Genomic DNA, 13821 nt, shown 5'->3' on the forward strand with positions numbered 1-13821 from the left:
CTGCGGCTCCGCCGCCGGGGCGGGCACCTCGTGATCAGCCGGCCTGGTCGGCCCGCAGCTGGTCGCGGTGCTCGCGCCAGCGTCCCAGCAGGCCGGGCAGTTCCGCGTGCAGGAACTCGAAGAAGGCGAGGGTCTCGCGCATCCGGCGGCCCGCGGGGGAATCCTCGCCGAGGCTTTCGACGCCTTCCCGCAGGGTGGATTCCCAGCGGGTGACGACGCTGTCGCGGCGGGCCAGTGCCTCGTACCACTGGTCGCTGTGCACGCGGTAGCGGTCGCGGCGGGAGCCCGGCTCGCGCTCGCGGCTGACCATGTCGACCTGGGAGAGATAGCGGATCGCGCCGGAGACGGCGGCGGGGCTGACCTGGAGGCGCTCGCCCAGCTCGGCGGAGGTCAGGACGCCGGAGTCGGAGGCCAGCAGGCAGGCGAAGACCCGGGCGGACATGCGCTGCATGCCCGCGTCGACCATCTGTGCGGCGAACCGCTCGACGAACGTCGAGACCGCCTCGTCGTCGCGCGTGCCCGCGTCCTGCTCTCGCTTCTCGGTCATTTCCGCATCATCTCCCCTGATCAGAGCCACCCACCCCAACTTTATACGGTTTCTTAACTTCACAAATTTGTGAAACTAGCGTACCTTCGAAACCATGAAGCAGGCAACCGTCCCCGCTCCCGCGATCCGGGTGGCCGGGCTCCACAAGTCATTCGGCCGCACCCACGCGCTGGACGGCCTCGACCTCGATGTCGAAGCCGGTGAGGTGCACGGCTTCCTCGGACCCAACGGCGCGGGGAAGTCCACCACCATCCGGGTCCTGCTGGGCCTGCTGCGCGCCGACCGCGGCACCGCCCGGCTCCTGGGCAAGGACCCCTGGCACGACGCGGTGGAACTGCACCGCCACATCGCCTACGTCCCCGGAGACGTCACCCTGTGGCGCAACCTCTCCGGCGGCGAGGTCATCGACCTCTTCGGGCGGCTGCGCGGCGGTCTGAACGCCGCCCGCCGGGCCGAACTGCTGGAACGCTTCGAGCTGGATCCCACGAAGAAGGGTCGGACGTACTCCAAGGGCAACCGCCAGAAGGTCGCCCTGGTCGCCGCCTTCGCCTCCGACGTCGATCTGCTGATACTCGACGAGCCGACCTCCGGCCTCGACCCGCTCATGGAGGAGGTCTTCCAGACCTGCGTCGCGGAGGCACGCGACCGCGGCCGTACGGTCCTGCTCTCCAGCCACGTGCTGTCCGAGGTCGAGGCGCTCTGCGACCGCGTCAGCATCATCCGCAAGGGCAGGACCGTCGAGTCCGGCTCACTCGGCGAGCTGCGCCACCTCACCCGCACCTCCGTCATCGCCGAACTGGCCGGACCGCCCGACGGACTTGCCCGGCTGCCCGGCGTGCACGACCTCGTCCAGCAGCCGGTCGCCGGGGGCCGTTCCCACCGCGTCCGGCTCCAGGTCGACACCGACAAGCTCGACGCCGTACTGCGCTCGCTCGGCGCCTCCGGCGTCCGTAGCCTGACCAGCACCCCGCCCACCCTGGAAGAGCTGTTCCTGCGCCACTACCAGGACGCCACCCACTCCGCAGAGGCGGTCGCGCGATGACCACCCTGACGACACCGGCCCGGCCCGCCTCCCGCGCCGCAGGCCCCCGTCATCTGGCGGGCACCGGCGCCCTGTTGCGGCTGGCCCTGCGCCGCGACCGGCTGATGATCCCCGCGTGGGTGCTCCTGCTCGGCCTGGCCGTCGCGAGCACGAGCTCGTCCTTCGCGTCCCTCTACGACACCGCCGCCCAACGCGCGGGCCTCGCGGCCTCGATGAGCGCCAACGGCTCGATGCGTGCCCTGTACGGACCGGTGTTCAGCGACTCCGTCGGCGGTCTGGTCGCCTGGCGGATGGGCGGCCTCGGCGCGGTGCTCGCCGCGGTGATGAGCCTGCTGATCGTCGTACGCCACACCCGCGAGGAAGAGGAGACCGGCCGTCAGGAACTGCTGTCCGCGGCGATGGTCGGGCGCCGGGCACCCTTGACGGCCGCCTTGCTGGCCGCCCTGATCGCCAACGCCGGCCTGGCGGCGCTGATCACCGCGGGGCTGGCCGGATCCGGCGAACCTGCGGCCGGTTCACTGGCGTTGGGGGTGGCCGTCGGCGGCAGCGGGCTGCTCTTCGCCGGTCTCGCCGCCGTCGCCGCTCAGCTGACCGAGAGCGCCCGGTTGGCCAAGGGCCTCACCGGCGCGGCCGTCGGCCTCGCCTTCGTCCTGCGCGCCGCGGGCGACGCCGGCACCGCGGACGCGTCCTCACCCCTGACGTGGGTCTCGCCCTTCGGCTGGGCCGAGAACCTCCGCCCGTACGCGGGCGAACGCTGGTGGGTGGCCCTTCTCTTCCTCGCCGCAGCCGCCCTGGCCGTGGGCGCCGCCTACGCCCTCACCGCCCGCCGGGACCTCGGGATGAGTTTCCTGCCCGCCCGGCCGGGACCGGCCCGCGCGCCGGCCTCCCTGAGCGGCGCCGTCGGCCTGGCCTGGCGGCTCCAGCGCGCGACGCTGCTGGGCTGGACGGCCGGATTCCTCGCCGCGGGCAGCGTCTTCGGCGGCATCGCCGACGGCGCCGCCGACATGGTCGGGGACAACCGCAGGGCCCGCGAGATATTCGAGCGGATGGGCGGCCAACAGGGCCTGACCGACGTCTTCTTGGCCACCATGACCGGCATGCTGGGCATGGTGGCGGTGATCTACGCAACGGGCTCGGTGCTCCGGCTGCGTGCCGAGGAGACCGGTGACCGGGCCGAGCCCGTACTGGCCGGCGCGGTCAGCAGGCTGCGCTGGGCGGGCGGCCACCTCGCCATCGCCTACCTCGGGACGGCCGTCGTGCTCGCCTTCGGCGGCCTGGCCCTGGGCGTCAGCTACGGCGCCACGACCGGCGACATCGGCGGGCGCACCGGCCCCGTGCTTGCCGCCGCCCTCGCCCAGATACCGGCGGTCTGGACGCTGACCGGCCTGGCGGTGCTGGTCCTCGGCCTGCTGCCGAAGGCGGCCCCCGCGGTCTGGGCTCCGGTCGGTGCCTGCCTGGCCATCGGCTGGATAGGCCCCGCCCTGGAGTTCCCGCAGTGGGCGATGAACCTCTCCCCGTTCAGCCATCTCCCCAAGCTGCCCGGAGCCGATGCGACGGCGAGCCCGTTCCTCTGGCTCCTCGCCGTCTCCGCGGCAACCACCGCCGTGGGCCTGGCCGGCCTGCGCCGACGCGATATGGGGTGAGGGCGGGACGTGGAGTGAAGGCGCGACATGGGGTGAGGGAGGGGAGGGAGGAGGGGCGGGGAGGGGGGAGGGGGCGGGGCCAGGGGGGAGCGGAGCCCCAAGGCAGCCACCCGCAAAGTTATCCACAAGCTGTGGACGGAACCGCCACCCCGGCCCCGCTCACCCCGCTCCCCCCGCTCGTCCCCGCCTCCCTCACCTCACCCCCAAACCCCCACCCCTCAACCCCCCGGCGTAACCAACCGCGCCTCATAGGCGAAGACCGCTGCCTGGGTGCGGTCGCGCAGGCCGAGTTTCACGAGTATCCGGCTGACGTGGGTCTTCACCGTCGATTCGGCCACCACCAGATGCTCGGCGATCTCGCCGTTCGACAGGCCCTGGGCGACCAGGACCAGCACCTCCGTCTCACGCTCCGTCAGATCGCCGATGCGTTCCTGGGCGGGCGCACGGGGTGTGCCCAGCCGGGAGAACTCCGAGATCAGCCGCTTGGTCACGGTGGGGGCGAGCAGCGCCTCGCCGGAGGCGACGATGCGGACGCCCTCGGCGAGCTGTCCGGCCGACGCGTCCTTGAGCAGGAAGCCGCTCGCGCCGGACCTGAGCGCCTGGTAGACGTACTCGTCCAGGTCGAACGTGGTCAGCACCAGGACCTTGGCGTCCGCGTCGGCGGCGACGATCTCGCGGGTCGCCTCCAGGCCGTTCATCTCAGGCATCCGGATGTCCATCAGGACCACGTCGGGACGCAGCTCCGCGACCTTCGACACCGCCTGCCGCCCGTCGACCGCCTCGCCGATCACCTCGATGTCCGGCATGGCGTTGAGCAGAACGGAGAAGCCCTCGCGGACCATCACCTGGTCGTCAACGATCAGTACCCGGATCATGCCGTTGCCTCCCCCGTCGCGGACACCGGAAGGAATGCCGCGACCTCGAAGCCGCCGTCCTCGGTGTGGTCGGCGGTCATTTCCCCGCCCAGCATCTGGACGCGTTCGCGCATCCCGAGCACACCGTGGCCCGCCCCCGGTGAGGGGGTGGCGAGCCGGCTGGGCTTGCCGTTGACGATACGCAGCCCGATGCCGCCCAGCACATAGGAGATCTCCACCCGCGCCTCGGCGCCCGGCGAGTGCCGCAGCGCGTTGCTCAGCGCCTCCTGCACGATCCGGTACGCGGACAGCTCGACGCCCTGCGGCAGCTGCCGGGTCGCGCCGGTGATCACCGCTTCGACGTTCAGGCCCGCGCCGCGCACGCTGTCCAGCAGCGATTCGAGGTGGGCCAGGGTGGGCTGCGGTGCCTCCGGGTCGCTCTCCACGAACGCGTCCGGGTCCTCGGAGCGCACGACGCCGAGGATGCGGCGCAGTTCGGTGAGCGCGGCGACCGCGTTCTCGCGGATGGTCGCGAAGGAGGTGGCCAGCTCGGGCGGGGTGTGCTCGACGCGATAGGGGGCGGCCTCGGCCTGAATGGCGATGACCGACATGTGGTGCGCGACGACGTCGTGCAGTTCGCGGGCGATGGTGGCGCGTTCTTCCAGCAGGGTGCGGCGGGAGCGCTCCTCGGCGGTGACCGTCTGCGTCTCGACGACCTGCTTGCGCTCCTCGCGCCAGGCGCGGATCGCGCCGGCCGACACCAGGACGACGGCCGAGAAGAGCGCCATCGGCACCATCTCGCCGTCGGAGACTCCGGCCGGCATCGCCAGGGCGCCCCCGACGCCGATGGTGACCACCCACATCTCCAGGGCGAGCCGCGGCCGGGTGCGCAGCACGACCAGCGTCATCACCGCGAGGTGCGTGGTGAACGACATCTCGGCCCACGGGCCGAGATCGACCGCGGTGGCCATCAAGGCGAGACAGAACCCGGCGAACGACAGCCAGAAGGCCCCCACCGGGCGGAACAGGGTGATCACGATCGGGACGGAGACGAGCAGGCAGAAGCCGACCGAGAAGAGCGTCCGGAAGGTGCTTATGTCGCCGGTCGAGCTGAGCCCCAGCAGGAAGACCATCGTGGCGAAGAGGGTCACCGCGATGTGCGGAGCCCAGCGCACGTGCCGCCGCAGCCGCTCCGGCACCCACTGCCGCCAGCCCTTCACCCGGGCGTCGTCGAGCGGCAGCATCGGGCGGAAGGCGAAGGCGTCGACGAACAGGTCCTGGCGAAGGCGGTGCAGCGCGCCGCGGACTATTCGGGCCTCGGAGCGCAGGCTGCCCTGCGTCTGGGTCGTCTCGTTCACGTACCCAACGGTAAGCAGCAGCCCCGCCGAAGGCGTCCTCACCAGTGGGGATCTGCCGGGGTCCGCCTCAAGTACTACGGACGGTGGGCCAGGGCCCGCGGGGTCCGGGCCCTGGCCTTCCGTCCGTGGTCAGCCGGTGTGTGCCGCCGCGAGCAGTGCGCCGAGCAGGGTGCGGCAGGCCGGTGTCCCCGGGGTGACCGGGGCGTAGTGGCCCACTCCCGGCAGTTCGTGCAGCGTCGCCGCCGGGTGGCAGGCGGCGGTGAAGCGGCGGGACAGCTCCGGTGGCACCTCGCGGTCGTCGTCGCCGTGCAGGAGCGTCACGGGGACGCCCGCGGGCGGATGGCGCACCGGGTCGGCGGCGGCGATCCGTTCCGCGAGTCCGGGTCCTTCGCCGAGCAGTGCGGCCACCGCGTGGTCGCTCAGGCCGAGCCGGTGTGCTCCCGCGAGGTCGGCGACCGGCGCGACGGCGACCACCCGGCCGACGGCGGCGGGGCCGAGCCGGGCGGCGGCGAGCAGCGCGAGGTGGCCGCCCGCCGAATGCCCGACGAGCACCGGCCGCTCTCCCGGGGCACCGGCCGCCGCGCCCCCGGTCACCGTCCCGCCGGACACCGTCCCTTCGGTCGTGGCTTCCCCGGTCGGCGCGTCCCGTACGGCCGTCACCGAAGCCGTCACCGCGGCCGTCGCGTCGTCGAACGTGCGCGTCCCGCCGCCGCCCGCGCCCACCCTGCGGTACTCGGCGAGGGCGACCGGCAGCCCCTGCCCGGCCAGTGCGGCGGCGAGCGGCGAGAGGTGGCGCCGGTCGTAGGCGGCCCGCCAGAAACCGCCGTGGAACAGCACGACCAGCGGCCCGCGCGCCGCGCCGGCCGCGGGCGGGTACAGGTCGACGATCTGGTCGGGATGCGGCCCGTATGCCACCGTCCGCTCCGGCGCCACCGGGGCGAGTCCCAGCAGCGCCGCCTCCTCGTCCGCCGCGCTCACCCGCCGGCCCCCGCCTCCGCCTCCGGCCGCTCCCGCAGGATCTCGCCGAGCACCCGGGCGGCGCGTTCCACGTCCGCGAACGACGTGTAGAGCGGGGTGAACCCGAAGCGCAGCACGCCGGGGCGGTGGTCCCCGACCACCCCGCGCCGGGTCAGCTCCGCCATCACCTCGCCCGCGTCGGCGCATTCCAGGGACACCTGGCTGCCGCGCCGCCGGTGTTCGGACGGCGTGGTGGAACGGACCCGCCCGGCCGGTACGTATGCGGCGACGCAGTCGAGGAAGAAGTCGCTCAGGGCCAGGCTCTTGGTCCGTACGTCCTCGATGGCGACGCCGTCCCAGACGCCGAGCGCCGCTTCCAGCGCGAGCATCGACAGGATGTCGGGGGTGCCGACCCGGCCGCGCACGATGCCGTCGGCCGGGGCGTAGTCCGGTTCCATCCCGAACGGCTCGGTGTGGGAGTTCCAGCCGGGCAGCGGCGAGTCGAAGCGCTCCTGGAGGCTCTCGCGCACGTACAGGTACGCGGGCGCGCCGGGCCCGCCGTTGAGGTACTTGTACGTGCAGCCGACGGCGAGATCGACGCCGTGCGCGTCCAGGCCGACCGGCAGGGCCCCGGCGCTGTGGCAGAGGTCCCAGACGGCCAGCGCGCCCGCGGAGTGCAGGGCGGTGGTGATGGCGGGCAGGTCGTTGAGCCGGCCGGTGCGGTAGTCGACGTGGTTGACCAGGGCCAGCGCGGTGCGTTCGGTGACTTCGTCGGCGATCCGCGCGGGCTCCACCGGCCGCACCGCGAGGCCCGTCATCCGGGCCGCCGACCTGGCGATGTAGCCGTCGGTCGGGAAGGTCGTGGCGTCGACGAGGATCTCCGTGCAGCCGCGGCCCGCCATCCGTACCCCGGCGACCACCGCCTTGAAGATGTTGACGCTGGTGGAGTCGCCCACCACGACGCGTCCCGGGGCGGCCCCGATGAGCGGCGCGATGCGGTCGCCGATCCGTTCCGGGGCGGTCCACCAGTCGCTTTCGGTCCAGGAGCGGATCCGCAGCTCGCCCCATTCGCGGGCGACGACATCCGCCAGCCGGTCTTGCACCGCCCGTGGCAGCGCGCCGAGCGAGTTGCCGTCGAGGTAGACGGTGTCGTCGAGGACGAAGTGCTCGCGGAGCGGGGCGAGCGGGTCGGCGGCATCGTGTGCCGTGGCCTGTGCGCGGTGATCAGACATGGCTGCGGGCCGTCCAGAGCTCGGGGAAGACGTTCTTGCGGGCCCGCTTCTCCAGCCAGGCCACACCGGCGGAACCGCCGGTGCCCATCTTGGCGCCCATGGCCCGCCGGGTCGCGACGAGATGGTCGTTGCGCCATCGCCAGACCAGTTCGGCGACGTCCGTGAGCGTCTCGCCGAGTAGGACCAGTTCGGAGTCCTGCGGGCCGGCGTAGACCTCGGCCCAGACGGCCTCGACCGCCGGGTCGGGTTCGTAGCGCTCGGCCGGGTCGCGTTCCAGGACGGCGGCGGGCACGGCGTGGCCGCGGCGGGCCAGCAGCCGCAGTACCTCGTCCCACAGGCTCGGTTCCTGGAGTGCCTTCTCCAGTTCGGCGTACTCGCGGGGTGCGCCGCGGTGCGGCACCAGCATGGACGCGGACTTCTCACCGAGCAGGAACTCCAGCCGCCGGTACATCGCGGACTGGAATCCCGATCCCTCGCCGAGTGCGCTGCGGTAGGCGTTGAACTGGGCGGGGGTGAGGCGGGCGAGCGGCTTCCACGCGGCGTTCAGCGCTTCCAGTTCGTGGGTGGAGCGCTCCAGTGCGTCCCGTGCCACCGCCAGGTCGTCGCGCCGCAGGGCGTCGGCGGCGGTCTGCCACTCGTGGACGATGACGGTGAACCACAGCTCCATGACCTGGGTGGTCACCAGGAAGACCATCTCGCCGGGGTCGTCGGAGAGCGGATGCTGCAGGTGGGTGAGGACGCCGGCCTGGACGTAGTCCTCGTACGGGGTGGTGGTGACGCTGCCGATGCTCAGGTCGGGCGCGAACGGCGCGGTCCCGGGCGGGCCTTCATCGGGCGCTGCGGCTGCGGGAGCGTCGGTCCCGGAGGGCGAAGGGTGCCCGTTTCGGGACGGCGAAGGATGCGACATGAGGGACTCCTCAGGCTGCGAACTCCGGGTAGCGGTCCGCCCCTTCCTGGTCGGCTCGGGAGCCCCGGTCCCCTCGGGCGCGAGTTGACCCGCCCCTCTCGCATCATCGGCCTTGCACACCGGCCACGCAAGAGCCGGTTCCACTCAACTGTCCGCTTCTTCACCACCGGGCGCAGGCGCCACCTGGGGGACGCGGGCCCCGGCCGCCCCGCGGATGTCCCGGCCGCGCGGGCCGGGGCACCCGCGTCGGCGGGGTTCGGGAGAGGCGGGTTTCAGGAGAGCGTGTCCGCGGCGGTGGGCGAGGAGTCCCGCAGGAACGTCGCGCAGCGCTCGTACTCCTCGTCCTCGCCGATCGCCTGCGCCGCGCGGGCGAGGGCGTGCAGGGCGCGCAGGAAACCGCGGTTCGGCTCGTGCTCGAACGGCACCGGGCCGTGCCCCTTCCAGCCGGCCCGGCGCAGCGCGTCCAGGCCGCGGTGGTAGCCGGTGCGGGCGTAGGCGTAGGACTCGACGGTCCGGCCGCCCTGGAACGCGTCGTCGGCGAGCTGCGCCCAGGCCAGCGACGAGGTGGGGTACTTCGCGGCGACGTCGGCGGGTGCCGCGCCGGAGGCGAGCAGTTCGCGCGGGCCCGGGTCGTCGGGCAGGTGGGTCGGGGGCGGTCCCCCGAGCAGGTTCTCGTGAATGGCCATGCTCCAAGTCTGCCTGCTCCGTGCGGGGGTCCTTCGCACACCCGCCCCGCTGCCGCGGCCGGTGGCCGGAACCTACCGCCCGTCCCCGCCCGCCGTGTGCGGTGCCTCGCCGGGGTCGAGCGGCGGGGCGCTGACCCCGCAGTGGTAGGTGCACTCCGCGTGGCAGGGCTCCTGCGGCTGGGCCTCGGTGCCGTGCAGTACGTCGCTGCGCACCGTCAGCCAGGCGATCAGCGCGCCGGCCAGCAGCACACCGGCGCACAGCGGCATCGCGCGCCGGAAGGTTGCCGCGAACTCGTCGGCGGAGCGGTACGCCTCGGGGCCCATCCCGGCCAGCAGCGGCAGCGCGGCCACCGCGATCAGGCCGGCGGCGCGTGCCGCCGCGTTGTTGATGCCGCTGGCGAGGCCGGCCCGGTCCACGTCGACCGAGGCGAGCACGGTCGAGGTGAGCGGGGCGACCAGCGTCACCATGCCGGCGCCCAGCACCAGCAGCGCGGGCAGCACATCGGCCGGATACGACGCCGCCGGTCCCACCCGCATCATCAGCAGCATGCCGCCGGCGCACAGTACCGGGCCGACGGTGAGCGGGATGCGCGGCCCGATGCGTGCGCCCAGTTCGCCGGAGCGGGCGGACAGCAGCAGCATCAGCACGGTCGTCGGCAGCAGCGCCGTGCCGGCCGCCAGCGCCGAATAGCCCGCCACGACCTGGAGTTGGAGCACCGACAGGAAGAAGAACCCGCCGAACGCGGCGTAGACGCACACCGTCACGGCGTTGATCGCGGTGAACTGCCGTACGGCGAAGATCGCGGGCGGCAGCATCGGGTCAGGACGCCGCCGCTCCACCCGCACGAAGATCACGCCGAGCAGCACCCCGGCGAGGCCGGGGACGATCACCCCGGCCGAGGCGCCCCGGTCCGGCGCGGCGATCAGCGCGTAGGTCACCCCGGCCAGTGCCAGCGCTCCCAGCACCGCGCCCGGCACGTCGAACCCGCGGCGCCCGGCCGCGCCCCGCTCCCGTGTCTCCGGGACGTGCCGCAGCGCGACGGGCACGCACACCGCGGCCAGCGGCACGTTCAGGAGGAACACCCAGCGCCAGCCGGGCCCGTCCACCAGCCAGCCGCCGACGAACGGGCCGACCGCCGATGCCACGCCGCCGAGTCCGGACCAGGCGCCGACCGCCCGCGCCCGGTCGTCCGGGTGGAACACCGCCTGGATCAGCGCCAGCGAGCCCGGGGTGAGCAGTGCCCCGCCGACGCCTTGGAGCGCGCGGGCCGCGATCAGCACCCCCGAGGTCGGCGCGAGTCCGCACAGCAGCGAGGCCACGGCGAACCACACCACGCCGGTCACGAAGATGCGCCGCCTGCCGTAGCGGTCGCCCAGCGCACCGCCGAGCAGGATCAGCGAGGCGAGGGTGAGCATGTACGCGGTCACCGTCCATTGCAGGACCGCGAGATCCGCGTTCAGGTCCGTGCCGATCCTGGGCAGCGCGACGTTGACGACGGTGCTGTCGAGCATCGCCATGCCCGACCCGAGTACGGCGGTCAGCAGCACCCAGCGGCCCTGGGCGGACGCCAGGCGGACGCCGCCGGGCAGGCTCGGCTCACTCATACCGTGAGCATGCCCGGATCCGGGGGCCGCCGCTCCCCGGGGCCCGTGGGGATTCCGGCCGCTCAGCCGGGCCTGCGCAGCGCCGTCAGCGCCCGCACGAGCGCGTCCGTGCCGGCCTCGGCCTTGGTGCGCGGGCAGCCCGCGTTGAGCCGGACGAAGCCCTCGCCGGCCGGCCCGTACGTCTCCCCCGGCATGATCGCCACGCCCTGGCGCTCGATCAGCTCGCGTTGCAGCGCCGCTCCGTCGACGCCCAGTGGGCGCAGGTCGATCCAGGCCAGGTAGCCGGCCTGCGGCGGCTCCCAGGCCAGTTCGGGGAAGGCCCCGTTGAGCCGCTCGGCGATGCTCCGCAGCGTGCCGTCCAGGTAGCCGCGCAGCGCGTCCAGCCAGGGCGCGCCCTGCCGGTAGGCCGCGATGTGGGCGACGACGGAGAGCACGGCGGGCGAGGACAGTCCGTCCGCGTCCTTGAGCCGGTGCAGATACGCATCGCGGTCCGCGTCGCTGCCGACGAGGGCGTAGGAGCCGGTCAGCGCGGGGATGTTGAACGCTTTGGAGGCGGAGGTGACCTGGGCCCAGCGGCCACTGCCGAACCGGGCCCAGGGCAGGTGCGGATGGCCGTCGCCCGCCAGGTCGGAGTGGATCTCGTCGCTGATCACCGCGACGCCGTGCCGTGCGCACAGGGCGGCCATCCGCGTCAGCTCGGCCCGCGTCCAGACGTGCCCTGTCGGGTTGTGCGGGGAGCACAGCAGCAGCACCGACGAGTCGGGCAGCGCCAGCAGCCGCGCCAGTTCGGCGTCGTCGCCCAGCGGGCAGCCGCGCAGTTCCCTGCCGTGCGCGGCGATGGTTTTGGGGAACGCGTCGTAGGCGGGGGTGTGGACGACGATGCCGTCGCCGGGCCGTGACCACATCCGCAGCAGCTGCGACACCTGGTAGATCACCGAGGGGCCGTAGACGATGCGGTTCTCGTCGATGGCGGTGGCGTACCGCGTGGCGTACCAGTGGGAGATGGCGGAGAGGAAGTCGTCGTGGCGCCAGCGGCTGTAGCCGAGGACGCCGTGCTCCAGCCTGCCGCGGAGCGCGGCCAGCACTTCGGGGGCGGTCTCGAAGTCCATGTCGGAGATGGTGAACGGCAGCAGTCCCGGCTTTCCGAAGCGGTCTTCGACGAAGTCCCACTGGGTGCACCAGGTGCCGTGCCGGTCGACGGGGGCGTCGAAGTCGTAGCGGGTGCCGTGTGCGGACGTCATGTCAGCGCGCCGGTACGAGGAGGGCGATGGCGTCCTTCACGGACTGCACCTGGGGGCCGATGATCACCTGCACAGTGTGCCGGTCGAGCGTGACCACTCCCACCGCGCCGAGCTTCTTCAGACGCGCCTCGTCCAGCAGACCGGCGTCCGCCACGGACGTCCGCAGCCTGGTGATGCAGTTGTCCAGCGACCTGACGTTGTCGGCCCCGCCGAGCGCCGCGAGGATCGCCGCCGGGTCGTACTTCCCCGCCACCAGCGGTGCGGCGGGCGGCGCCTGGTCCCCGGTGCGGGGCCCGTCGGCCGGTCCTGAGGCGCTCGGGGCCGGGCCTGATGCGCCGTCCGCGGCGCCTTCGTCCGGTTCGTCCGGCTCTTCCCGGCCCGGTGTGCGCAGGTCGAACCGCTTGATCGCCCACCGGAAGAGGACGTAGTACCCGCCGAACCAGACGGCGGCGATGACGGGGACGAGGTACCACTTCGTGGTGGTGCCCTGGAGGACGCCGAAGACGAACAGGTCGATCAGGTTGCCGTCGGTGTTGCCGATGCGGACGCCGAGTACGGCCGCGGTCAGGAAGCCGAGGCCGACCAGGAGCGCGTGCAGCAGATACAGCCAGGGCGCGAGGAACAGGAAGAGGAACTCCAGCGGCTCGGTCACCCCGCCCACCGCGCAGGCCACCACGCCGGAGAGCAGCAGCGCCTTGGTCTGCGGGCGCATCGCCCGGCGCGCGCAGTGGTACATCGCGAGCGCGGCACCGGGCAGTCCGCCCAGGTAGGCGGGCATCTTGCCCTGGGAGAGGAAGTGTGTGGCGGTGTCCGCGGCGCCGGAGTGGGTGGCGCAGGAGAGCTGGGCGTAGAAGAGGTTCAGGGCGCCGCTGAGGTGCTTGCCGCAGACCTCTCCCGCGCCGCCCGCGTCGGTGAAGCGGAACATCGCGACGAGGATGTGGTGCAGGCCGACGGGCCGCAGCAGCACCTCGCCGGTGCCGAAGAAGAACGGCCCGAAGACGCCGGTGTGCCCGATGCCCTCGCCGAGAGCGGCTATCCAGCCGTTGAGCGTGGGCCACACCAGCGGCACCAGCAGGCCGAGGACGCTGAGCACCAGCGCCGAGACGATCGGCACGCACCGCAGCCCGCCGAAGAAGGCCAGCGCGTCGGGCATCCGCTGGGTGCGAAAGCGCCGGTGGAGCAGGCCGACGATGATGCCCACCGCGACCGCGCCGAGCAGTCCGGTGTCGATCGATTCCACGCCGAGCACCTCGGCGACGCCGTAGTGCGCCTTGTCGGCGTCGGATGTGACGCCCTTGGCGGTCAGGAAGAAGTTCACCGCGAGGTTCATCGAGGCGAAGCCGACGAAGCCGGAGAACGCCGCGACGCCCTTGTCCTGACGGGCCAGGCCGAGCGGGATCGCCATGGCGAAGAGCACCGGCAGGAACGTGAAGGCGACCTGCCCGGTGTGCGCCATCCACGTGAAGACGATCCGGCAGGCGTCGGCCTTCAGGAAGGGCAGGTTGCCGGTGACGGACGCGCTGGAGAGCGAGCTGCCGACGCCGAGCATGATGCCGCAGAACGCCAGCAGCGCGACCGGCAGCATGAAGGTCTTGCCGAGCCCCTGGAGGAAGTCCCACAGCGCGGCCCTGGCCCGGCCGCCGCGCCGCGCCGGGCCGTCTCCTGGCGTGCCGTCACCGGACGGCTGCGGCGGCCTGCCGCCCGGCCCTTCCGCGTCCCGTACCGACGTGTCCTGCGCTGCTCCCATGG

General features: G+C 73.1%; 12 protein-coding genes. 2 read left to right on the forward strand and 10 right to left on the reverse strand.

Annotated elements, in window-relative coordinates; all coding sequences use genetic code 11:
• Window positions 1–34: 34 nt before the first annotated feature.
• Window positions 35–547: a GbsR/MarR family transcriptional regulator gene (locus tag ACGFNI_RS15465; protein WP_393684032.1), complete on the reverse strand. Its 513-nt coding sequence runs from the start codon at window positions 545–547 to the stop codon at window positions 35–37.
• A gap of 94 nt (window positions 548–641) precedes the next feature.
• On the opposite strand from ACGFNI_RS15465, the gene ACGFNI_RS15470 reads away from it, so the two are divergent.
• On the forward strand, window positions 642–1589 hold the full coding sequence (locus ACGFNI_RS15470) for an ATP-binding cassette domain-containing protein (RefSeq protein ID WP_393684034.1): 948 nt from the start codon (window positions 642–644) through the stop codon (window positions 1587–1589).
• Complete coding sequence (locus ACGFNI_RS15475; protein WP_393684035.1) at window positions 1586–3232, forward strand: ABC transporter permease; 1647 nt, start codon at window positions 1586–1588, stop codon at window positions 3230–3232. The genes ACGFNI_RS15470 and ACGFNI_RS15475 overlap by 4 nt, the downstream gene beginning before the upstream one ends.
• A gap of 218 nt (window positions 3233–3450) precedes the next feature.
• Here ACGFNI_RS15475 and ACGFNI_RS15480 read toward each other — a convergent pair whose 3' ends face one another.
• From ACGFNI_RS15480 to malX, 9 genes are all read right to left on the reverse strand, one after another.
• Window positions 3451–4107 carry a response regulator transcription factor gene (locus ACGFNI_RS15480; RefSeq protein ID WP_227047091.1) on the reverse strand — a complete coding sequence of 219 codons (657 nt, stop codon included), beginning with the start codon at window positions 4105–4107 and terminating at the stop codon, window positions 3451–3453.
• Complete coding sequence (locus ACGFNI_RS15485) at window positions 4104–5444, reverse strand: sensor histidine kinase (protein WP_393684037.1); 1341 nt, start codon at window positions 5442–5444, stop codon at window positions 4104–4106. The genes ACGFNI_RS15480 and ACGFNI_RS15485 overlap by 4 nt, the downstream gene beginning before the upstream one ends.
• A gap of 129 nt (window positions 5445–5573) precedes the next feature.
• Window positions 5574–6422: an alpha/beta hydrolase gene (locus ACGFNI_RS15490; protein WP_393684039.1), complete on the reverse strand. Its 849-nt coding sequence runs from the start codon at window positions 6420–6422 to the stop codon at window positions 5574–5576.
• Window positions 6419–7633, reverse strand: coding sequence for a kynureninase (gene kynU / locus ACGFNI_RS15495; RefSeq protein WP_393684041.1), 1215 nt, complete (start codon window positions 7631–7633; stop codon window positions 6419–6421). Before kynU ends, ACGFNI_RS15490 begins: the two co-directional genes overlap by 4 nt.
• Window positions 7626–8540, reverse strand: coding sequence for a tryptophan 2,3-dioxygenase family protein (locus ACGFNI_RS15500; protein ID WP_393684043.1), 915 nt, complete (start codon window positions 8538–8540; stop codon window positions 7626–7628). The genes kynU and ACGFNI_RS15500 overlap by 8 nt, the downstream gene beginning before the upstream one ends.
• 272 nt (window positions 8541–8812) lie before the next feature.
• The gene (locus ACGFNI_RS15505) at window positions 8813–9226 is read right to left on the reverse strand and encodes a DUF3151 domain-containing protein (protein ID WP_393684045.1); all 414 of its coding nucleotides are present in this window, start codon (window positions 9224–9226) and stop codon (window positions 8813–8815) included.
• A gap of 72 nt (window positions 9227–9298) precedes the next feature.
• Window positions 9299–10831 (reverse strand): MFS transporter, encoded by a 1533-nt coding sequence (locus ACGFNI_RS15510; RefSeq protein WP_393684047.1) that lies wholly within the window; start codon window positions 10829–10831, stop codon window positions 9299–9301.
• Window positions 10832–10893: 62 nt separating this feature from the next.
• Entirely contained in the window at window positions 10894–12072 is a 1179-nt protein-coding gene (locus ACGFNI_RS15515; RefSeq protein ID WP_393684048.1) for a MalY/PatB family protein, read from the reverse strand.
• A 1-nt stretch (window position 12073) separates the two neighbouring features.
• The gene (malX, locus tag ACGFNI_RS15520; RefSeq protein WP_393684050.1) at window positions 12074–13819 is read right to left on the reverse strand and encodes a maltose/glucose-specific PTS transporter subunit IIBC; all 1746 of its coding nucleotides are present in this window, start codon (window positions 13817–13819) and stop codon (window positions 12074–12076) included.
• Window positions 13820–13821 lie beyond the last annotated feature (2 nt).

It is taken from the genome of Streptomyces sp. NPDC048644, from assembly GCF_043199105.1.
In the GTDB taxonomy this organism is placed as follows: Bacteria; Actinomycetota; Actinomycetes; order Streptomycetales; family Streptomycetaceae; genus Streptomyces.